The sequence below is a fragment of the Idiomarina sp. ST10R2A5 genome (assembly GCF_051842325.1).
Lineage (GTDB): Bacteria > Pseudomonadota > Gammaproteobacteria > Enterobacterales > Alteromonadaceae > Idiomarina > Idiomarina abyssalis.
Genome location: NZ_JBNIEX010000005.1, coordinates 177,203 through 198,894, shown reverse-complemented (window position 1 = coordinate 198,894; position 21,692 = coordinate 177,203). Strand labels below are relative to the sequence as shown.

20 protein-coding genes are annotated in these 21,692 nt (G+C 49.0%); 9 read left to right on the top strand and 11 right to left on the bottom strand.

Annotated elements, in window-relative coordinates:
* Positions 1 to 8 precede the first annotated feature (8 nt).
* From ACP7FG_RS08680 to panP, 4 genes are read left to right on the top strand one after another with little or no spacing between them, the layout of a single operon-like run.
* Positions 9 to 938 (top strand): ABC transporter ATP-binding protein, encoded by a 930-nt coding sequence (locus ACP7FG_RS08680; protein ID WP_439226145.1) that lies wholly within the window; start codon positions 9 to 11, stop codon positions 936 to 938.
* Positions 935 to 1,711, top strand: coding sequence for an ABC transporter permease (locus tag ACP7FG_RS08675; RefSeq protein WP_054489655.1), 777 nt, complete (start codon positions 935 to 937; stop codon positions 1,709 to 1,711). The genes ACP7FG_RS08680 and ACP7FG_RS08675 overlap by 4 nt, the downstream gene beginning before the upstream one ends.
* Positions 1,711 to 2,385 carry a tRNA (guanine(46)-N(7))-methyltransferase TrmB gene (gene trmB / locus ACP7FG_RS08670; protein WP_439226144.1) on the top strand — a complete coding sequence of 225 codons (675 nt, stop codon included), beginning with the start codon at positions 1,711 to 1,713 and terminating at the stop codon, positions 2,383 to 2,385. Before ACP7FG_RS08675 ends, trmB begins: the two co-directional genes overlap by 1 nt.
* A complete protein-coding gene (gene panP, locus ACP7FG_RS08665) occupies positions 2,386 to 4,035 on the top strand; it encodes a pyridoxal-dependent aspartate 1-decarboxylase PanP (RefSeq protein ID WP_439226143.1) in 1,650 nt (549 codons plus the stop codon). It abuts the gene before it with no gap.
* On the opposite strand, the gene panC is transcribed toward panP, so the two are convergent.
* From panC to sfsA, 7 genes are all read right to left on the bottom strand, one after another.
* On the bottom strand, positions 4,028 to 4,873 hold the full coding sequence (gene panC, locus ACP7FG_RS08660; protein ID WP_439226142.1) for a pantoate--beta-alanine ligase: 846 nt from the start codon (positions 4,871 to 4,873) through the stop codon (positions 4,028 to 4,030). The genes panP and panC overlap by 8 nt on opposite strands.
* Positions 4,870 to 5,670, bottom strand: coding sequence for a 3-methyl-2-oxobutanoate hydroxymethyltransferase (gene panB / locus ACP7FG_RS08655; RefSeq protein WP_054489648.1), 801 nt, complete (start codon positions 5,668 to 5,670; stop codon positions 4,870 to 4,872). Before panB ends, panC begins: the two co-directional genes overlap by 4 nt.
* An 18-nt stretch (positions 5,671 to 5,688) precedes the next feature.
* On the bottom strand, positions 5,689 to 6,195 hold the full coding sequence (folK, locus tag ACP7FG_RS08650) for a 2-amino-4-hydroxy-6-hydroxymethyldihydropteridine diphosphokinase (protein ID WP_439226141.1): 507 nt from the start codon (positions 6,193 to 6,195) through the stop codon (positions 5,689 to 5,691).
* On the bottom strand, positions 6,182 to 7,501 hold the full coding sequence (gene pcnB, locus ACP7FG_RS08645) for a polynucleotide adenylyltransferase PcnB (protein WP_054489643.1): 1,320 nt from the start codon (positions 7,499 to 7,501) through the stop codon (positions 6,182 to 6,184). Before pcnB ends, folK begins: the two co-directional genes overlap by 14 nt.
* Positions 7,502 to 7,650: 149 nt before the next feature.
* The gene (gene gluQRS / locus ACP7FG_RS08640) at positions 7,651 to 8,502 is read right to left on the bottom strand and encodes a tRNA glutamyl-Q(34) synthetase GluQRS (RefSeq protein ID WP_439226140.1); all 852 of its coding nucleotides are present in this window, start codon (positions 8,500 to 8,502) and stop codon (positions 7,651 to 7,653) included.
* Between the two features lie 6 nt (positions 8,503 to 8,508).
* Positions 8,509 to 8,961 (bottom strand): RNA polymerase-binding protein DksA, encoded by a 453-nt coding sequence (dksA, locus tag ACP7FG_RS08635; RefSeq protein WP_054489640.1) that lies wholly within the window; start codon positions 8,959 to 8,961, stop codon positions 8,509 to 8,511.
* A 142-nt stretch (positions 8,962 to 9,103) separates the two neighbouring features.
* The gene (gene sfsA, locus ACP7FG_RS08630) at positions 9,104 to 9,808 is read right to left on the bottom strand and encodes a DNA/RNA nuclease SfsA (protein WP_439226139.1); all 705 of its coding nucleotides are present in this window, start codon (positions 9,806 to 9,808) and stop codon (positions 9,104 to 9,106) included.
* Between the two features lie 58 nt (positions 9,809 to 9,866).
* Here sfsA and pepB point away from each other — a divergent pair, with 58 nt between their 5' ends.
* The 3 genes from pepB to mrcB are packed head-to-tail and all read left to right on the top strand — an operon-like array spanning position 9,867 to position 15,907.
* Complete coding sequence (gene pepB, locus ACP7FG_RS08625; RefSeq protein WP_199494283.1) at positions 9,867 to 11,165, top strand: aminopeptidase PepB; 1,299 nt, start codon at positions 9,867 to 9,869, stop codon at positions 11,163 to 11,165.
* Positions 11,166 to 11,171: 6 nt separating this feature from the next.
* Positions 11,172 to 13,643, top strand: coding sequence for an ATP-dependent helicase HrpB (gene hrpB, locus ACP7FG_RS08620; RefSeq protein WP_439226138.1), 2,472 nt, complete (start codon positions 11,172 to 11,174; stop codon positions 13,641 to 13,643).
* Positions 13,640 to 15,907, top strand: a complete 2,268-nt coding sequence (gene mrcB / locus ACP7FG_RS08615; RefSeq protein WP_439226137.1) for a penicillin-binding protein 1B — start codon at positions 13,640 to 13,642, stop codon at positions 15,905 to 15,907. The genes hrpB and mrcB overlap by 4 nt, the downstream gene beginning before the upstream one ends.
* 10 nt (positions 15,908 to 15,917) lie before the next feature.
* On the opposite strand, the gene hemL is transcribed toward mrcB, so the two are convergent.
* From hemL to ACP7FG_RS08595, 4 genes are all read right to left on the bottom strand, one after another.
* A complete protein-coding gene (gene hemL, locus ACP7FG_RS08610; RefSeq protein ID WP_222235823.1) occupies positions 15,918 to 17,201 on the bottom strand; it encodes a glutamate-1-semialdehyde 2,1-aminomutase in 1,284 nt (427 codons plus the stop codon).
* Positions 17,202 to 17,216: 15 nt separating this feature from the next.
* Complete coding sequence (locus ACP7FG_RS08605; protein ID WP_054489632.1) at positions 17,217 to 18,230, bottom strand: aspartate carbamoyltransferase; 1,014 nt, start codon at positions 18,228 to 18,230, stop codon at positions 17,217 to 17,219.
* Between the two features lie 70 nt (positions 18,231 to 18,300).
* Complete coding sequence (gene hemJ, locus ACP7FG_RS08600; protein WP_222235821.1) at positions 18,301 to 18,732, bottom strand: protoporphyrinogen oxidase HemJ; 432 nt, start codon at positions 18,730 to 18,732, stop codon at positions 18,301 to 18,303.
* The gene (locus ACP7FG_RS08595) at positions 18,729 to 20,423 is read right to left on the bottom strand and encodes a chloride channel protein (protein ID WP_439226136.1); all 1,695 of its coding nucleotides are present in this window, start codon (positions 20,421 to 20,423) and stop codon (positions 18,729 to 18,731) included. The genes hemJ and ACP7FG_RS08595 overlap by 4 nt, the downstream gene beginning before the upstream one ends.
* Before the next feature lie 96 nt (positions 20,424 to 20,519).
* On the opposite strand from ACP7FG_RS08595, the gene ACP7FG_RS08590 reads away from it, so the two are divergent.
* Both ACP7FG_RS08590 and erpA read left to right on the top strand, forming a co-directional pair.
* On the top strand, positions 20,520 to 21,266 hold the full coding sequence (locus ACP7FG_RS08590) for a DUF6776 family protein (RefSeq protein WP_439226135.1): 747 nt from the start codon (positions 20,520 to 20,522) through the stop codon (positions 21,264 to 21,266).
* A 56-nt stretch (positions 21,267 to 21,322) separates the two neighbouring features.
* Positions 21,323 to 21,673 carry an iron-sulfur cluster insertion protein ErpA gene (gene erpA / locus ACP7FG_RS08585; RefSeq protein ID WP_054489624.1) on the top strand — a complete coding sequence of 117 codons (351 nt, stop codon included), beginning with the start codon at positions 21,323 to 21,325 and terminating at the stop codon, positions 21,671 to 21,673.
* The last annotated feature ends 19 nt before the right edge of the window (positions 21,674 to 21,692 follow it).

Below are 21,692 nucleotides of genomic sequence, written 5' to 3'. Positions count from 1 at the left end.
AGAGGTTTATGAAAGCTTTAGAAATTGAAGACTTACGCAAAACATACCGCGGTGGCTTTGAAGCCCTGAAAGGTATTAATTTGGTGGTCGAAGAGGGCGATTTCTATGCTCTGCTAGGTCCTAATGGTGCCGGCAAGTCGACCACTATTGGTATTATTTCTTCGCTGGTTAATAAGACGTCAGGCAAGGTAAAGGTATTTGGTTATGACCTGGATACACAACTTACTGACTTAAAACGTCAAATTGGCCTGGTACCTCAGGAGTTTAACTTCAACCAATTTGAAACAGTGCATCAGATAGTGGTGAATCAAGCGGGCTATTACGGTGTGCCTCGTTCGCTAGCGAAAGAACGCTCAGAGAAATACCTTAAACAACTTGGGTTGTGGGATAAGCGTAATGAACCATCGCGGTCGCTTTCCGGTGGTATGAAGCGACGCCTTATGATTGCCCGGGCGTTATTGCACGAACCGAAACTGTTGATTCTTGATGAGCCGACAGCGGGTGTCGATATTGAGCTTAGACGTTCAATGTGGGACTACCTGACAAAAATAAATCAACAAGGCATTACCATCATTTTGACCACGCATTATTTAGAAGAGGCGGAAACTCTGTGTCGTAATATAGGCATCATTGATAGTGGTCGTATTATTGAAGACACCTCAATGAAGCGTTTGCTGGCGCAGTTAAGTCGGGAGACCTTTGTGCTGGACCTGGCCCCTGGCCATAACGGCGCTGAGATTAAAAACTTCAACCACCTCTGGAAAGACGAACACACGCTAGAAGTTGAGGTAGATAAGGATGCCGGACTGAATGCAGTATTCGAGCAGCTTTCAGCACAAAAGGTAAAAGTCTTATCGATGCGTAATAAAGCGAACCGTTTAGAGGAGCTGTTTGTGTCTATGGTAGAACAAGGGCGTCAGCAGGAGGCCGCGAAATGAGTCATTCCGCCGCTAACTTTATCGCGTTAAAAACCATCTGGATAAAAGAGTGCACCCGTTTTCTCCGTATTTGGATACAAACTCTGGTACCGCCTGCTATCACTATGACTCTGTATTTTGTCATTTTCGGTAGCATTGTGGGTGAACGAATTGGTGACATGAGTGGCGTGGGTTATATGGAGTTTATTGTGCCCGGGCTTATCATGATGTCAGTCATTACTAACTCCTATTCTAATGTCGCATCGTCATTCTTTAGTGCTAAATTTCAGCGCAACATTGAAGAAATGCTAGTGTCGCCGGTACCTACTGCCGTTATTATTGCCGGTTATGTCGGCGGTGGTATGGCAAGGGCGATGATTGTTGCTGTTATTGTCACCTGCGTATCCTTCTTATTTGCCGATATCCAGATTGCCCATATTGGTTATGTCATCTTAACCGTAGTCTTAACCTCGACCTTATTCTGTCTCGGCGGACTAATTAATGCGGTTTACGGTAAGACTTTTGACGATATTTCTATTGTGCCAACGTTCGTTTTAACGCCTCTTACCTATTTAGGCGGGGTGTTTTACTCAGTCAGCTTGCTACCTGAGTTTTGGCAAAAGGTTTCTATGGCAAACCCTGTTCTTTATATGGTTAACGGTTTCCGTTACGGCTTTTTAGGACAGTCTGATGTGAGCATTGGCCTGGCTATAGGAGTCTTAGTTGGTTTTAATATTCTGTTTTTCGCGGCGGCTTATTATATTCTGGATAAAGGCATAGGAATTCGCTCCTGATGCAGCAGGCAAGACCGGTTACGACGAATCAAAACGGGCCGCACGAAGATACCGAAGCGGTGGTTCGTCGTCATTTGCAAAGCGAGTTTCTGAAGCCGATTCAGACGCATAACCAGCAGGCGTTTGATGAAATTAACGCACAAGTTGAAAGCTGGGGCGGGCCAATTATTCTTGACTCCTGCTGTGGTGTTGGAGAAAGCACCGCGAAACTGGCAGAGCTTAATCCTCACGCAATGGTTATTGGTGTCGATAAATCGGCGCACCGGGTAGAACGGCACAGCCACTACCAGAGCGGCGAGAATGGTCAGCGCTACTGGGTTGTGCGGGCTGACTTGAATGACTTCTGGCGACTGGCTAACCAGGCAAATTGGCAGCCACAGCAGCATTGCATTTTATATCCCAACCCCTGGCCTAAATCTGCTCACTTATCGCGTCGCTGGCACGGCAGTCCAGTATGGAAAGACGTTGTTGCGCTGGGTGGTCAACTGCAGATGCGTTCAAACTGGAGCCTGTACTTGCTTGAAGTGGCTCAGGCACTTAAGGTGAGCGGGTACCATGCCGATATTTCGTTATTGGCAGACAACGCAGACCCGATAACACCGTTTGAACGTAAATATAAAAACAGCGGCCAGGCGTTATGGCAACTGCATGCGAACCTATCTAAGGAGTCTTGATTGAGCCCCAAAAATGACATAGCGGAAGTCAGCCAGGAATCTCTGTATCGTATATTTACCATACCAGAGGCACCGGACTCGACGCTGGGTAAAATCGAAAAGCACCTTTCAGAAAACCTGATGGGGTTTCTGGGTGAGCACATTGTCGCCCGTGAGAAGCCGTTGCAGGAAATTGAAAGGGACTTCGATAAATCACAGATCCCGGAAGAGCCTCAGTTTGTTTCTGACCATACCGAGTTTCTGCTGGATAAGTTGGTTGCACATTCTGTGCATACAGCATCGCCTCGCTTTATTGGTCACATGACATCGGCCCTGCCGTATTTCCTTTTGCCATTGGCCAAACTGATGGTCGGGCTCAATCAGAATCTGGTGAAAATTGAAACCTCCAAGGCCTTTACGCCTTTAGAGCGTAACGTTATCGGCATGCTGCATCATTTGGTGTATCAACAGGATGCACCGTTCTATAACCGCTGGATGCACAGTGCTCAGCATTCTTTAGGGGCGTTTTGTTCGGGTGGAACCATCGCCAATATGACGGCGCTTTGGGTAGCCCGTAACCGGTTATTGCAGGCCGACGGTGACTTTGCCGGTATTGCAGCCGATGGCCTGGCTGCCGGTCTTCAGCATTATGGCTACTCTAAGCTAACGGTGGTGGTGTCTGAGCGAGGGCACTATTCGCTGAGCAAAGCAGCTGATGTACTGGGTATTGGTCGTAGGAATTTAGTCTCAGTGGCGACGGACAGTGATAACCGCATTCGTATTGATGAGTTGCGTAAGACCTGTGAACAGATTGCAAAAGAGGGCGGCAAGGTGCTGGCGCTGGTTGGTGTTGCAGGTACAACGGAAACGGGGCACATTGATCCGCTGGACGATATGGCAACAGTTGCGGAAGAAGTGGATGCTCACTTTCATGTTGATGCTGCCTGGGGCGGGGCAACGTTATTGTCTGAACAGCATCGTCCGTTACTGGCGGGTATTGAACGGGCCGACAGTGTCACTATTGATGCTCACAAACAAATGTATGTGCCTATGGGTGCGGGTTTGGTGTTGTTTAAGAGCCCGTCTTTGGTCAAATCTATAGAACACCATGCGGAATACATTATTCGTCAGGGCTCTAAGGATTTGGGTTCGCATTCAATGGAAGGTTCGAGAGCGGGTATGGCCATGATGGTATTTTCGGCTATGCACGTTATTGGGCGCCGGGGTTATGAATTACTGATTAATAACAGCATTGATAAAGCGCGTTATTTCTCAAAGCTCATTGCAGAGCAGGACGATTTTGAAGTGATTACAGAGCCGGAGCTTTGTATTTTAACGTACCGTTTTGTTCCGGCTAAAGTGAAAGCTGCTCTGGAAAAAGCAACGCCTGAGCAGTTGGCGCGACTGACCCCTCATTTGAATGCCCTGACCCGCTATATTCAAAAGCGTCAGCGGGAAAGTGGCCAATCTTTTGTGTCGCGTACAAAGCTAACGCCAGGCCAATATCACCATGAGCCGACAGTGGTGTTTCGTGTGGTTCTGGCTAACCCATTAACAACGGATGAAATGCTGCAGGAAGTTTTGAATGAGCAGCGTCAAATTGCCTCAAAAGCGACCAGTTTGCGGGGCGCACTGCATACCGAAATGCGTGAACTCGGTATGCTTAGTTAGTACTGGTGTTGGAAACCCTTAGGTTGTCAATCAGGCGCGTTTTCCCCATAAAGGCGGCTGCCAGGATCACCCACTCAGGGTCCTCGGTGGTCGCTTCCTGCAAGTCTTTTGCATTACGAATACTAAAGTAGTCAGGTACAAAGCCTGCTTTGTTTAAATCTTCTTCGGCTGCTTTTTCCAGTTCAGAAAAGTTAGTGCTTACACCCAGTTCAACTTTGGTTTTTTGAAGAGTCCGGTAAAGTGCGGCCGCTTGTTGCTTTTGTTCAGGTGATAAATAACCGTTGCGCGAGCTCATCGCTAAGCCACTGGTTTCGCGCTGAGTTGGTGCGCCCAGAACTTCAACGGGTAAGCTTAAGTCCTGTGTCATTAAACGAATGACCTGTAACTGCTGATAGTCTTTTTCGCCAAATACGGCTAACTGCGGCTGTACCATATTAAAGAGTTTGCAGACAATGGTCGCGACTCCGGTGAAATGCCCCGGGCGACTGGCTCCGCACAAAATGTCACTAATACCCGGTACTTCAATACGGGTCTGTTTGTCCAGGCCTCTGGGGTATACGTCACTGACCTGTGGCGTAAATACGGCAGAAACGCCAAGGGCATCCAATGCCTGGCAGTCGGCTTCTAAAGTGCGCGGATAGCTGTCGAGATCTTCGTTTGCTCCAAATTGCATAGGGTTCACAAAAATACTAACGACAACGTTATCGCAACGCTCCAACGCTGTTTTTACCAGATGCAGGTGTCCATCGTGTAAGTTACCCATGGTCGGTACCAGAGCAACTTCTGATTGTTGCTGGCGCCACTTCCGAAGCTCAGCCAGTGACTTTAGTACTCTCATTTATAGCTGTGCTCTGAAGTTGGGAATTCGCCTGACCGCACCTGCTCTGCAAATGAGCGAAAGGCATCGGCAAGAGAGCCGCCCTGGCCTAAGAAGTCTTTAGCGAACTTAGGCAAATAGTCGCTGTTCATGCCCAGCATGTCGTGCATTACCAGAATTTGCCCGTCGGTATCGGCACCTGCACCAATACCAATGGTTGGAATGGATAACTGCTCAGTAATGCGCTTACCAAGTGAAGCCGGAACGCACTCCAGAACAAGCAACTGAGCCCCCGCTTTTTCAAGCAATAGTGCCTGATTGAGCGTATCGTCAGCTTGCTGTTGCTCTTTACCCTGCACTTTATAGCCACCCAGAACATTCACCGACTGTGGCAATAATCCCAGATGTGCGCAGACGGGAATGCCGCGAGTTTTTAAGCCTTCAATGGTCTCGACTAACCACTGTCCGCCTTCTAACTTAACCATATTTGCGCCGGCCTGCATTAAGCGGCCGGCAACCTCGTAGGCTTGCTCGGGGGTGCTGTAAGTCATGAAAGGCATATCGGCTATAACAAAGGCGTCGCTGGCGCCACGACGAACGCACTGCGTATGGTAGACCATATCGTCGGTGGTAACCGGTACAGTTGAATCCCGGCCCTGTACGACATTACCCAGGGAGTCACCGACCAGAATAAAGTCCACGCCCTGTTCGGTCATAAGTTTGGCAAAGCTTGAATCGTATGCAGTCAGGGAGCTTATCTTGGTCCCTTCTTTTTTCATTTTCTGTAACGTTGCAATGCTGGTTTTGGTTGTTGCCATAACGCACCTTCAGCAGTATTAGATTATTATGTCAGACGAACAGATTATCACGTCTAAGCCGTCTTCGGTAAGTGCCTCTGCCTGTTGCTTAACGGTATTTCCGTTCGGAAGAATCCTGTCCGGCGCTATTTCGGCTAAAGGGAAAAGAACAAAGTTACGTTCGTATAAGCCTGGGTGGGGCACTTTCAATTGCTTGGAATGATGCTGTTGCTCACCAAACAGAAGCAAATCAAGATCCAGCGTGCGTTCTCCCCAGTGTCTCACTCGTTTGCGACCAAATGCATCTTCAATATCGTGCAAGGCCTGAAGAAGCTCGGCTGCTGTTAATTCTGTCGCCACCGAGCAAACGGCATTAACGTAGTCTGGCTGATCCTGAGGGCCCATTGGCTTGCTACCGTAAAGAGACGAGTAGGCTAATAACTGCCAGCGTGAGTCCTCGCTCAGAGCCTGTAATGCCGACAGAAGGTTGTCTGTCGGCTGGCCCAGATTACTCCCTAGTGCAATAAAGGCCTTATGTGGCGTCATTGCCTTTATTTTCCTGAGGTTTACGGCGCGGTCCACGGCGTCTGCGTGGTTTGCGGCGGCCGCTTCCGGGGCCTGGCTTTGAAGCTTTTAGTTGAGCCGGGTTGTCCTGAGCTTTGCTCCAGTGGGCCGCAAGTTCAGACAGTTTTTTGTCACCGCTTTCGGCAAATGAACGCAGTAAAAGAAAGTCGTAAGCAGCGCGGAAGCGCTTGTGCTCCAGCACCTTCATGGCACGAACGCCTTTAGTTACATTCAGCCGGCGCTGTAACTGCCAGATATCTCGCGCTGGCAGGCTAAAACGCTTAGGCAGTGATACGCGCTGTGACTGTCTGTGAATAACGTCAGCCGCTGCAACATTGAGGGCATCCATTGGCGGCAGACCGCCTTCGTTTTCAAGTTGTTCACGACGAGCCTGCAGCGGCCACCATAAGAGCACCGCAATTAAATATGCGGGCGTTACGCGTTGCTCTTCGGCAATACGCTTGTCGGTGTCTCTAAAGGCTTTAAGCATCATTTGGTAAGGTGCGGCCTGCTCATCGGCTAAATAATCTTTCAGCATTGGGAAGAGCTGTTGGAACAGGCCAAACTCCACCATCATAAGAAAGTTTGCTTCCGCCTTACCCGACATGAACATCTTCAGAAATTCGTCAAATAAACGAGCCGGAGGAATGTTAATCAACAAGGGGGCAAGCTCTTTTAGCGGACCGCTGACAGAGTTATCCATTTGCATATTGAGCTTGGTGGCAAAGCGAACCGCGCGAAGCATTCGTACCGGGTCTTCCCGGTAACGTACTTCCGGGTCGCCAATCATGCGTAATATACCGGCATTAATGTCACTAACGCCGTTAGCAAAATCGTAAATTGCGAAATCGGCAATATTGTAATAGAGCGCGTTGGCAGTAAAGTCACGACGTTCCGCGTCTTCTTCTATAGTGCCGTAAACGTTGTCGCGCACCAACTGACCGTGCTCATCTTGATCCGCTGTCCGGTTCTTTTTATTTTCTTCCTGAGGGCTGTCGCCATGATGGCCACGAAAAGTTGCAACTTCTATGACCTCACGCCCGAACACCACATGAGCCAGACGAAACCGACGCCCAATTAAGCGACAGTTGCGAAACAAAGACTTTATCTGCTCAGGTGTGGCATTAGTGGTAACGTCAAAATCTTTTGGCTCCAGGCCGAGCAGGATGTCGCGGATACAGCCGCCAACAAGATAGGCTTCAAAACCGCTGTTGTGCAGGCGGTAAAGAACCTTTATGGCGTTCTTACTGATATCGTTACGAGATACGGGGTGTTTATCCCTGGAGATAATTTGTAATTTGGGTAAACGGCTGGAGTCCTGCTCCGCCGCTTTACTGGAAAAGGCGCGCTTTGCCAGTGCTTTAATTCGCTTAATAATGGTGGTTCTCCCTTACCATTTTTTTATTCAGAGTTAGTAGCTGTTTGGATATTGTACCGTTAACAACCAAGGATATGCCACTTTTTGCGCCAACTTTGCAGCGCCTCCTGCAAAATGTCGTTCACTGAGCCTGTATGCAACTCTGGCTCAAGCTGAATCCCCAAATAGTCGAGTGCCGTCAGCAGGTTATTGCTGGCATAGCGTGACTCGATTGAGGGCGCATGATTTTGCTTACTCAGCTTCAGACCCTTGTCATTAGTTACCAGAGGCAAATGCATCATTCTGGGCTGCTTACCGGTCAAGTATTGCCATAAAGTGAGCTGCCAATAGCTGGGTGTGATTAAGTCACTCCCCCTGACAATGTCGGTAACCCCTTGCTCAATATCATCAACCACAACGGCCAGCTGGTAAGCATACAAACCATCCCGACGTTTCAACACGAAATCTTCGCTAACAGAAGGCGAGTGGTCAGAAAGTAAGCCTTGGGCTCGGTCATTAAACTCAGTTATGGGGGCGTTATTTATAAAGCGCAGAGCATAAGGCGGTGTACGTGGTTGACGGTTTCTGCAGTATCCATCGTAATGGTCATTACGAGCCCGAATAGCCTGGCGACTGCAGTCACACTGGTAGAGAAGTTCAGCTTTTTGTAACTGATCTAACTGAGATTGATAAGTTGAGTCACGCTGGCTTTGGTACAAAACGGAGCCGTCCCATTCTAAACCATGGGACTCCAGCTGCGTTAAAATGGTATCGGCCGCTCCGGGAATCGCTCTTGGTTTATCGACATCTTCGATACGAACCAACCATTCTCCCTGTTGGGCTTTGGCATCTAAGTAACTACCGACGGCAGCAACTAATGAACCCAGATGCAAAGGCCCTGAAGGTGTCGGCGCAAAACGGCCACGATACATGAGCCGTTAGGCTCCGGTCATTTGTTTCTCTTTGATTTCAGCCAGCGTCTTACAGTCGACACATTGGTCAGCTGTAGGGCGAGCTTCTAAACGGCGAATACCAATTTCAATGCCGCAAGAGTCGCAAAAGCCAAAGTCGTCTTCTTCAATTTTCTGTAACGTTTTTTCAATCTTCTTGATCAATTTACGTTCGCGGTCACGAGTACGTAATTCGATACTGAATTCTTCTTCCTGAGCAGCACGGTCTACCGGATCAGGAAAGTTCGCCGCTTCATCTTTCATGTGATGCACGGTGCGATCAACTTCCTGACGTAATTGACGACGCCATTCTTCCAGAATACGACGAAAATGCGAGCGCTGCGCATCGTTCATGTATTCTTCGCCCTGTTTCTCCTGATACGGCTCTAAGCCGGCCATCGCCAGGATGCCATGGGTTTTCTTATCCTTGCCTTGAGGCATCATGGATCTCCTACATTCTCTATTAAAGAGTGCTTTAAAAGCGTGCGTTTAAAAAAAGGACGCTACGTATACCAGAAAGGATTGGTATTGGCAACGTTATTAGCATCAATTTTATTGCTTAAAATCCCCACTGTGCTGAGTTTCAAAGGGTTACGGGAACTGGTCTCTCCAGTTTAATTTCCTGCGGCGTGATAACACATTTCACGGCGTAGAACTCGACGCCTTCAGACTCTGCTTGTTTACAGAGTTCAGCGTACTTAGGATCAATATGTTTTGCTGGTGTAACCGATTCGATTCCCTGGTGCATCACCATATAAAGTTGTATGGCGCGATGACCGTCTCTGATCATTTGCATGAGTTCATTGAGGTGTTTGTGAGCCCTTTGGCTAACGGCGTCCGGGAAGTAACCGCACTTATCATCGGCTAAGGTGACGCTTTTCACTTCAATAAAACATTCCTGACGGTTTGCATCTATTCCCCACCAGTCGATACGACTTTTTTCCCTGCCATAGCGCTGTTCGGGCTTCAGCTCCTGCCACTGGCTAAGTTCAGGCACAAGGTTCGCCTGTAATAATTCGCCAGCCATACGATTGGCGTGTTGCGTATTGACCACTATCATCTCGGCTTTGCTGTTTTGAGCTAGTTCCCAGGTGAGTGAGTATTTACGTTTGGGGTTGTCGGAAACACTACACCAGGCTTTAAAGCCTGGCTGGGCACAACCCGTCATAGCACCAGTGTTAGGACAATGCGCGGTGGTGATATCACCCTGACCAAAATCGATGTCAGCCAGAAAGCGCTTGTACCTTTTTTGCAAAACTCCCTGGCGCAGGGGCTTGTTAAATTGCATCAGAGGCCTCATAACTCTAAAGTATAAACAGACAGCAAATTATCGGGAGAGGTACAGAATGTCCAGCGCACTCGCAATCTATTTAACTCAGGAAGCCCCCGCAAGTTATTGGAACCCAAAATCGAATTTAGTGTTTGGTGAAAACAAAGCACAAATCGTCTTAGTTGATGATGAAGCTGAAAACTTGCGACGTATCCAGAAAGCAGGCCGGACTCTGGACAACACCGGAGCCGTAACTATTGAAGCTGCCGGCGGTGACTGGAACCTGGAGCGTCAGTGGGCGTTGTCACAAGGTTTCACCTCAACTTTGTCAACCAATCAGGTTATCTGGAATAAAACCGATGAGCCCGCTGCAAAAGAGCTTAATGCCATGCGTGAAGCGACTCGCTTCAGTCGCGAACTGACCAATTTGTCAGCCGAAGAAATTTACCCTGAAAGCTTAGCGAAGCGGGTAACCGATCACTTTAAAGCCTTGGCACCGGATGCAGTCAGTGCGGAATTTATAAAAGGTGAAGCACTGAAAGATGCCGGCTGGATGGGAATTTACACGGTAGGTCGTGCCAGTCAGCACGCACCGGGGTTACTGGTGTTGGATTACAACCCAACCGGTGATGACAACGCGCCGGTTGAAACAGCTCTTATTGGTAAAGGTATTACCTACGACAGTGGTGGTTACAGCATTAAGCCCAGCGAAGGCATGTTGTCTATGAAGTGCGACATGGGTGGCGCCGCCACAGTATCCGGCGCATTGTCACTGGCAATACGTCGCGGCCTGAATAAGCGCGTGAAGCTGCTGCTCTGCTGCGCTGAAAACATGATTGATGGCCGTGCTTACAAGTTGGGCGACATTATTCGCTATAAAAACGGCCTGACGGTTGAAGTTGTGAATACCGATGCAGAAGGTCGATTGGTGCTGGCCGATGGCTTACAAGCCGCGGGCGAGTTTGGTGCGAAACAGATTATTGATGCGGCAACTCTGACCGGCGCTGCGCAAATGGCGGTCGGTAATGAGTACAATGCGTTATTTAGTGTAGATGAGCCTGCTGCTACTAAAGCTCTGGCCAATGCCGATAAAGAAAACGAGCTGTTGTGGCGTTTGCCTCTGGCACCTTGGCACAGTGAAAACTGCCCGTCGCCTTTTGCTGATACGGCAAACAGCCGTCCACAAAAAGGTGGTGGTGCCGGTGGTGCAAGTAACGCTGCAGGCTTTTTACTGCGTTTTGCCCCGAACAAAGGCAAGGGTTGGCTGCACTTTGACTTAGCGGGTGCTTACCAAAAATCGGCGACCTCTATGTGGGCGACAGGTGCAACCGCTGCCGGTGTGCGTACCATAGCAGCAACCGTACAAGGTGATTAATTTGGCATGACCTTGCCAATTGAAAGCGTACTGCCGGAGCTGGCAAAAGCCTTTCCGGCAGCACGTGTCGTTATTGAGGCACCGCCCGGTGCCGGTAAATCCACACAACTTCCGCTATTTCTGTTGCAGCAGGGTGTTGCCGATGACGGTCTTATTGTCATGCTGCAGCCCCGGCGTGTTGCTGCGCTGAATATTGCTCATTATTTGGCTAAGCAGTTGGGCGAACCGGTGGGTGAGCAGGTCGGTTACACGGTGCGCGGCGACAGTAAGCGCAGTAAGGCAACTCAGTTGCTTATTATTACGGAAGGCGTGTTGGTGCGATGGTTACAGGACGATCCTGAACTTAGCGGCATTGGCACCCTGATTTTCGATGAATTTCACGAACGCAATTTGCACAGTGACTTAAGTCTGGCGCTGGTTATTGATGCCCTGCCACTGCGTCCGGACTTAAACCTGCTGATTATGTCAGCGACCTTACCGGCAGAAAGCCTCAAGGTCTGGTTAGAAAACTACTGCGATAAAGTTGAGGTTCTGCGAAGCGAGGGTCGCAGTTATCCGGTTGAATACCACTACCGTCCACCGCCTCATGTCACCCAGTGGCTGACTGAACTGCCCAAAGTGGTTGTTGAGGCCTTTGCTGTCGCTGAAAAAGGCCTTTTGGTTTTCCTGCCCGGTGTCTATGAGATACAAAAAGTGGCAGCTGAATTGAGCCAACGACTCCAGCCGGGAACACTCATTCTACCCCTCCATGGTCGTATCCCACTGCAGCAACAGCGGCAGGTATTAAAGGCGACGGACGAAAAACGTATTATTCTGGCAACCAATATTGCTGAAACCAGCTTAACGCTGGATGGTATTGATGTGGTTGTCGACAGTGGTCGCGAGCGTCGAGCTCAGTATCTACCTCAGTACGGTTTAAGTCAGTTGGTGACTCAACGTATTGCGAAAGCATCAGCGACACAGCGTGCTGGCCGTGCGGGTCGTCAGCAGGCTGGCCAATGCTTTCGCTTGTGGTCGCGCTCCGATGAGCATGGTTTTGCAGAGTATGCCCCACCGGATGTAGCGACACAGGATTTATCGGCCTTAATGCTGGATGTTTTGCGCTGGGGCACTCAGGTGAAGCAGCTGGCCTGGTTTTCTCAGCCTGAACCGGGTCATTGCGCTGCTGCTATCGACTTTTTAACCAGTACTGGTTTATTGGAGCATGGGCAGTTAACGGGTAAAGCCCGACAACTCGAACTTAGCGGTTCCGATCCCAGAGTCTTACTGGTGGCTAATGCTGCGAAACAATTGTCTGCACAACAGCAGGCGGCTATGGCTTGTATTCTGGCAACGATTGAAGAGCCGCAAAGCAGTATTAAATCGGTTGATGTGGCGGAGCGAACCCGGGCGCATTTCCAGCAGCGTAATCAGTTTGCTTTGTGGCAGCAGCGCTGGCGCTATTGGCTTAATTACTTTGGGCTCACGGATTCGTCCGGATGCCATGAAAAGATGGGTGATGACGGGCTTAGCGAAGCTTTGCTGCAGGGTTACCCCGACCGGTTGGCAAAGTTTGATGCCACCAGAGATGACTTTCAACTAGCCTGTGGCGGACGGGTCACTGGTGACAGTAGTCGCCTTAAGCAACCGTCCTGGGCCGTTATTTTTGACGTGACCTTCAATGAGCAAAGTAACCTGGGACGCAGTCGCTGCCTGTTACCAATTGACGACATCATGCCACTTTTAAAAAAGGCCGGGATTGCACCGCAAGTTAGCCAGACAAGCGAGTGGTTCGGTGAAAAGCAACAGCTGCGGCAGATAACTCGTGAAAAGTTAGGCGCTATAGTGCTGAGCGAGAAAGTCAGTAATGCCCCTGTAAATGACGAGCAAAGGGCTCAGGCTTTCTGTTTGTGGCTGCGAGAGAATGGCCTGGACAGGCTGAACTGGAGCAGGCGGTCACAGCAGCTACAGCGACGAATACACTGGCTACAACAAGTTGGTGGAGAACTGCTCTCTTATGACATGACCACAGAGGGCTTACTGAGCACCCTGGAACAATGGGCTGTACCGTACTGGACGAGCGTTCGGTCTTTGAAACAGCTGCAACAGTGGGACCCTTATGAGGCTTTATGTTATTTTCTCGACTACTCAGAACTGCAACGCCTGAATTCGGCTTGTCCTGAATGGTGGCACACTCCGACAGAACGTAAAGTGTTTATAAATTATCTGGACGACACCCCCCGGGTTGAGGTCAAATTGCAGGAAATGTTTGGTGTTTCTGAGTCACCCAAAATTATCGATAATCGACAAGTTGTAACCGTTGATCTTCTTTCGCCGGCTGGCCGGTTGTTGCAGCGCACCAATGACCTTTCCAGCTTCTGGCAGAACGCTTACGCTGATGTGCGTAAAGAGATGCGTGGCCGTTATCCTAAGCACCCGTGGCCTGAAGACCCATTGAATGCAACCGCAACGTTTAAAACCAAAAGGCAGCAGCAGTGATTAAAAGTCGGTGGTTTCAATACCTGTTATGGACAAGCTTTAAGATAGGCTTGGTACTTATCGCTGTAATTGGTCTTTACGCGATTTACCTCGATGCCAGCTTATCCCGTCACTTTAATAATGAGCGCTATCAGGCTCCGGCGTTGGTTTATGCTGGTGAGGTGACACTAGAAAAAAATCACCCTATGCGTTTACAAAGGTTAGTCGATATTCTGGAGCGGGTGGGCTACCAGCGCAACACTAACACTGAACAGTCAGGTTACTATTCGGTCGGCGAAAGCAATGTCATGGTGCACCGTCGGCCTTTTGATTTTTCTGACGGGCCGCAAATGGCTCAACGAGTGCAGGTAAACTTTCGGGGCGAGCGTATTGAGTCGTTGAAAAGCTGGCCTAGTGGTCGGGAGTTAGAAAGCTTACGACTGGAACCTGAGTTGATAGGGCGTATTAGCACGTTGAGTAAAGAGGACCGTTTGTTAGTTGGTCTGGAGGTGGTTCCTAACTTACTCATTGAAACTTTGCTGAAAGTTGAAGACCAGGAGTTTTATCATCATCAGGGAGTGTCCCCCTGGTCTATTCTGCGGGCACTGGTTGCTAACCTTAAAGCAGGCAGAACGGTACAGGGCGGCTCAACACTTACTCAGCAACTGGTTAAAAATATCTACCTGACCAGAGAGCAAACACTATGGCGTAAGTTTCATGAAGCCATGATGTCGCTGGTGATTGATTACCGCTTTGATAAAAACACAATTTTAGAAACCTATCTGAACGAGGTTTATTTTGGTCAGGATGGCAGCAACGCCATTCATGGCATTGGACTTGCCAGTCAATTTTATTTTGGTAAGCAGGTTCAGGAGCTTAGTCCGAGCGAAATTGCGTTAATGGTGGGGATGATAAAGGGACCTTCCTATTACGACCCCAGGCGCTTCCCTGAGCGCGCTCGCGAGCGCCGTGACACGGTGCTTAAGGTCATGTTTGAGAATGACTTAGTCGGTAAAGATAATTTTGTTGCTGCTATTGAACAAAAGCTCGATGTTAAAGAAAGCCGACGTTTGGTCGAGCACCCATACCCACACTATATGGATCTGGTGCGGCGTGAAATGAAACGCATTGTTTTACCGGAAGACTGGCAGGACACCGGATTAAAGATCTTTACTCACCTTCAGGTAGACACTCAAAACGCAGTGCAACGTTCCTTGGCAAAAAAGCTGATGGCCGATGGCGAGGATGAGAAATTAGAAGGCGCTATGGTGGTAGCTGACTATCGTCGAGGGACGGTTACTGCGCTGGCAGGGGGACGTTTGAGTCAGGCAATAGGTTATAACCGCGCGTTGTTAGCCTTAAGACCCATTGGCTCCTTAATGAAACCAGTTATTTATGCTGCTGCTATGCAGGACTCCAACATAGGTTTAAATACGCCGGTGGCTGATGAGCCTGTTACCCTGTCCGATAAGAACGGCAAAGAATGGCAGCCGCTGAATTATGATGAAGAATTTAGTGGTAGCTTACTGCTTTATGATGCGCTTGTTCAGTCGCGGAACTTGCCCGCGGTCAGGGTTGGTATGGAAGTGGGTATAGACCAGTTAGTGCGGTACTTACGTGAGTTAGGCGTGACAACACCGTTACAGGCCTACCCATCATTGACGCTGGGCTCTGCTTCGCTATCTCCTATGGCGGTCGCGCGAATATACAGCGCGTTAATGAACGATGGCCATTACCAGCCTTTAACAGCGGTCTCCTCAATTACCACTCATCAGGGAGAGGTCTTATACCGTCGTCAGACACCTGAACAGAAGAAGGTATTTGGCCAAAGCGTTTCCTATTTGACGCGTTATGGCCTGCACGGCGTGGTCGCTGAAGGCACCGCCAGCCGGCTTCAAAGTGCACTGGCCGGACAGATTGTTGGTGGCAAAACAGGCACCACGAATGACTACCGTGACAGTTGGTTTGTGGCTGTTGATGGAGAGCAAGTTGTGACTGTCTGGTTAGGGAGGGACGATAACCAACCCGTTGGTTTAACGGGAAGCAGCGGAGCACTGAAAGTTGCCGCCGACTTCTATGGGTATCTGCCGCCGTTGAGCATGGCGCTGGACGTACCCGAACCTTTGCTTATGCAGAATTTTCACCCAACTACGGGACAGAGAATTCCGGAGGATTGTAATAATGGTCGTAAATTACCGGCAGAGGAAGTCAGGCTCCCCGAGGATATTACCTGTGACGGTAATATCCGCGAGAAAAACTGGTGGGAACGTTTGTTCGGTGGTTAATCAGCTAATACTAAAGTAATTTAGCGAAAGCTTTTTCAGCGGCATCTAAGGTCTGCTGAATATCTTCTTCACTGTGTGCCGCAGACATAAAGCCGCCTTCGAAGGCTGACGGTGCCAAATACACTCCTTGCTCTAACATGGCGTGATAGAAAGTTTTGAAGTGTTCCATGTTGCACTGGGTAGCCTGAGCAAAGGTTGTGACTTCAGGTTCTTCGGTAAAGAAGAAACCAAACATGGAGCCGGCACGGCTGGTGGTCATTGGAACACCGGCGCGGTCAGCACGTTCTTGTAGTCCGTTGAGTAAAGTGTCAACTCGCTGATAAAGCTGATCGTATAACCCTGGTGTTGATAATTGTTGTAAAGCCGCTAAGCCTGCAGCCATAGCAACAGGGTTACCCGATAACGTACCGGCCTGATAAACAGGGCCGACCGGGGCAATGTAGTCCATCACTTCTTTTTTGCCGCCAAAGGCACCAACCGGCATACCGCCGCCAATAACTTTACCCAAAGTAGTCAGGTCAGGCTTTATGTTGTAACGCTCCTGGGCCCCGCCAGGTGCTACACGGAAACCGGTCATAACTTCGTCAAAAATTAATACCGAACCGTGATCGTCGCAAATGCTGCGTAAACCTTCCAGAAAGCCTTCAACCGGAGGAATGCAGTTCATGTTTCCTGCGACAGGTTCAACAATAATACAGGCAATTTCGTCACCCATTTCAGCAAAAACTTTTTTCACTGATTCAATATCGTTGTAATTCACAGTTAGGGTGTGTTTGGCAAAGTCTTCCGGGATGCCGGGCGAATTAGGTACACCCAGAGTCAAAGCACCTGAACCGGCTTTAACCAGCAATGAATCAGCGTGACCATGGTAGTTACCTTCAAACTTCAGAATTTTATCCCGGCCGGTATAGCCTCGGGCCAGGCGAATAGCGGTCATGGTTGCTTCTGTACCAGAATTCACCATACGTACTTTTTCAATTGAAGGTACAATTTTGCGGATAGTTTCCGCCATAGTGATTTCAACTTCTGTCGGCGTTCCGAAGCTTAAGCCTCGCTTGGCCGCTTGCAGAGTCGCCTCTAAAACTGCCGGATGGTTGTGGCCCAGAATCATAGGTCCCCAGGAGCCAACGTAGTCTATGTAACGTTTGCCGTCAGCATCGAACATATAAGCGCCTTCAGCGCGCTCAAAGAAGATGGGTGTACCACCAACGCCATTAAAAGCCCGAACCGGCGAGTTAACGCCGCCAGGAATACTGATTTGTGCTTGAGTGTATAATTCTTCTGAGCGACTCATGTCGTAACTACCTCTTTACTGTTGGCTTTTCTCGCTGTACCAGTTGACCTCACATTGGTGTTTATCAACTTGATCAACGACCCCAAGTGTTAATGCAAACAGAGCCATACGAATTAATACGCCGTTGTCTGCCTGGCGGAAAATAGCCAGGTTGGGGTTTTGGTTTAAGTCATTATCCAGTTCATTTGCCTCGGCGCGGGAATCTCGCGGCAGAGGGTGCATGATGACGGTGTTGGGTTTGTAGTGCTTAGTGTATATATCCTGGTTTAAACGAAACTTACCGCGATACTGATCAGCGTCTTCCGGGCTGGCAAAACGCTCTTGCTGAATGCGAGTCTGATAGACAATATCAGCGTCGACAATACCGTCGACCTTTTCTGTTACAGTGACACGGTGACCTGCGTTTTCCAGCGTATCTAATACGGAGCCCGGCATAGAAAGTTCACGTGGAGAAATTAAAGTGAACTTAATATTTTTGTACATTGATAGCAGCGTCGACAGCGAGTGAACTGTACGTCCGTATTTTAAATCGCCAATCATGCAAATGTGCATGTTATCAATGCTTTGTTGATGATATGCCAGCTCTTTTTGAATGGTGTAAAGATCCAGTAATGCCTGCGTGGGGTGCTCGTTTGCTCCGTCACCGCCGTTAATGACAGGCACCCTGCTGCCTTCGGCAAACTCTCTCACTGACCCCGATTTCGGGTGACGCATAGCAATAACGTCACTGTAGCTGCTTAGCACACGGGCGGTGTCGTAAAGCGACTCACCTTTGGCTATGGCAGAACTTTCCATTCCGGTGGTTTCGCGTACTTCGCCCCCTAGCAGGTTGAACGCAGTACCAAAACTGACCCGGGTACGGGTAGATGGTTCAAAGAACAGGTTGCCGAGAATCGCGCCGTCGAGAACGCGGGTGCGTGTTTTGCGCCTTGCATAAGGTTGCATCTTGTCAGCAACGGAGAAAATATAATCAATACTGTCGCGATCGAACTGGTTTACAGAAAGAATATTGGAGCCGGTGAAATTCATCTTTAGGTGCGCCTCTGCCGCAGAATGTCACTGGGCCCACACTATAGCAAATCATCCGGCACAAGAGAATCTAATAAGGCTTAACCACGGCCAAAATTATGATCGCGAACAGCGCCAGTACCGGGAGCTCGTTAAAAACACGATAAAATCGATGGCTACGGCGGTTATTACCGGTTTTAAAGTCTTTAAGCAGCTTAAAGCAGTAGCCGTGATAGATATAAAGCAACAGTACCAGCACCAGTTTAGTGTGCATCCAGCCACTGGCGGCAAACCAGGCCGAACCATAAGCAAAAATCAGCACAACGCCGAAAATGAGGGTAAGAATAGCGAAAGGCGTGACAAAATACAGCAGTCGCCTTTCCATTACGCAGAGCTGCTCGTCGACTGCTGGTTTTGCATTCATTGCGTGATAAACAAACAAGCGTGGCAAATAAAAAATGCCAGCGAACCAGGCAACCATAAAGGCAATGTGCAGGGCTTTAACCCATAGTATCCACGTCATGCGAGCTCTCTCTGTAAGGCTTTACGGACTATTTCCCAGGTGACAATTCCACAAGGTTGTCCGCCATCTGTTTCATAAACAAATACGGCGCCTCGTCTTTGCTGGCCTATTTCATCATAAACTTCAGCCAAAGTAGAGGTTACCCGAATTCCTTTAATTGGGGTATAGCTCAGGCTTGGGCTGTCACCGGCATTGATATCATAGGATACGAGTCGGTAAAGGGCCTGATTTTCTTCATCGACCGACATTACGATAACGGTTTTTGCCTGTGCTGATTCTAATGCGTCAACCAGTTCATTTTGAGTCGGTTCAAGCAGGAGTTTAAAGTCGGTTTCCATAACATTTTCAACGCCCGTTTTTTGCAGAGCAACATGCACTGGCGCAAGTTGATAGGGCAAGTTCTGAAGGTCAAGTTGGGCAATAAAAATCGACTTAGACTTAAGTAACTGACTGGATATCAGATAAGCGGGCACAATAACCAGCATAGCCGGAATAATAATCTCAACGCTACGGGACAATTCAACGATAGCCAGAAGAGCTGCCATGGGGGCGTGAATACAGGCTGCCAAAATGCCTGCCATACCCAGCAAAATGAAGCTGTCAAAAGAGAGATTCTGCTGAATACCGAGACCATTGACAGCCCCTACGAATACCGCCGCAATAATAGCGCCTATTCCAAATACAGCACCGATTAACCCACCAGGTATGCCCATACCTAATGCAATCGCAGAAGCAAAGAGTTTGGCAATCAGTAAGGTGACCAGTAATGACATTTGACCTTGATGATTCAGCACCTGCTCAATGGCGGTAAGCCCCGGGCCTAAACTGGTGGGTATAATGACGGCAAGCATGGCGGTGATAAGGCCGGCAAATAATAAACGGGTAAACAATGACATGTCCTTGACCGTTTCCATGACATCCAGCATCAGTTTTTTAAACATTACGCCGACTAATCCAAGAACGACACCAAGCAATACGACCCAGGGTAGTTGCGTGGTCGGAATATCCTGTGCAGACAAAACGGCTAATTCGGAGGCAACACCAAAAATCTCTTCAGTTATCAGCGAGCCGGCAACCGCCGAGAGCATAACCGGGATGAAAACATGAACCTTATATTCCCGCAGCACCACTTCCATAACCAGAATCATAGCGGCTAAAGGGGTATTGAAGGATGCAGCTATTGCGGCTGCAATACCACAGGCCGCCAGGGTGCGAACGGCATTTTTGGGTGCATCAAAATGAAAGCCCAGCCAGGTTGCAGCTGCAGCGCCTAAATGAACGGCGGGACCTTCTCGGCCAACACTAAATCCCGCAACCAGTGCAATAATACCGCCGAAGAACTGATTCACCGTGCTGCGCCAGGGCAGCATACCGTAGTGCTGCTTCATGCGGTGAATAACGTAAGGTATGCCCATTCGAACATGCTTTGACCCTGAAAGCCTGAACAGAATATAAATCATGACAGCCGCAACAACCGGGAGTAAAAAGCGGTAAGTAGTTGGTAAAGGCTGTTGCCAATAGCTGTCATTACCGACAAGATAGGCGCCTTGCTCTATGGCGAACCGAAAACCGGCAATCATGAGTGCTGCCAGAATACCGCCGGCCAGGCCCATTAAACAAATTGCGATAGTCGTAGAGGGCGTCGCCAGTTGTTTTCGCAGTTGTTGCCGGAGTACGGAGCTAGTGGCCATTTGAAATACGATCCTTACCTTAAACCGTGGGATGACGCTTGCATATTTATCAATAACATATCAGCATAAACGCTTGATGGAAATGAGCTGGAAGTTATGAAGCCCTATTTTAACCTGAAATACTGGCAACAGCGCTGGGGAGCCTTCCCGGTATTTTTAGTAATGATCCTGGCTGCCGTTCTGGTTGTCTACCTGGCGTATTTGGCTGGTGTATGGCACGCGCAGGCGTTAAAGGAAAAAGTTGCAGAACAGGAAGAGCAGTTAGATCAGCTGTATCAGCGACTAGAGCAAATGGAATATCAGAGACATGTGCTGCAGGTTGAATTGGACATTGAACGTTCAGCGAACCAAAGCCTGCAGGACGAGCTGTCCGCACTGCAAAACGATAATTATGGGCTGCGACGCGACTTAGCTTTCTATCAGAAAATTATGGCGCCGGAGTTGCAGGAAAGCGGGGTTACTATTGACTCGCTGACTGTCACCGCGAACCGTTCTGAGAATCACTTTCACTTCTCTCTCGCGTTATTGCAGATAGAACAACGCCGTAATTTCGTTCAGGGTAATGTGACAGTCGAGCTTATAGGTCGCATCGACGGAGAAAAAAAGCGTTACGACTTATTAGATCTGGCGAACATTGGCGACGACGACCGCAGCTTTTCAATGCGCTATTTCTCGCTGTATGAGGGAGACTTTTTTATGCCGGAGGGCCTGGCCCCTGAGCGGGTTGAAGTTAGGGTTCGGTTAACCAAAGGTGGCAAAGGAACCCTGGACAGAGCTTTTTTCTGGAAAGAAATTAGCCGTAATGAAACAACCCCTGGTGTGCGGAGCGATGGCGATACTTGACCAAAATACTCAGGTAAGAGAAAATAGCCGTAGAGTTCAACGAAGGTAGAGAAATCATGAGCAGTGCAGCAGAACAGGCGATGCCGATTGAGTTTACTGAGCAAGCGGCAAGCAAAGTGGGTAAGCTGATTGCTGAAGAAGAAAACCCAAATTTGAAGTTGCGTGTTTACGTAACCGGAGGCGGATGCTCTGGCTTCCAGTACGGTTTTACCTTTGATGAAAAGAAAAACCCGGGTGACATGGAAATAGAGAAAAATGGCGTTACGCTATTGGTTGACCCTATGAGTTTACAATATCTGATGGGCGGTGTGGTCAGTTACGAAGAAGGGCTGCAGGGCTCTCGCTTTTTTGTAGATAACCCTAATGCAACCACGACCTGCGGTTGTGGGTCCAGCTTTTCGATTTAACGCCTGCCCCAACAGACTT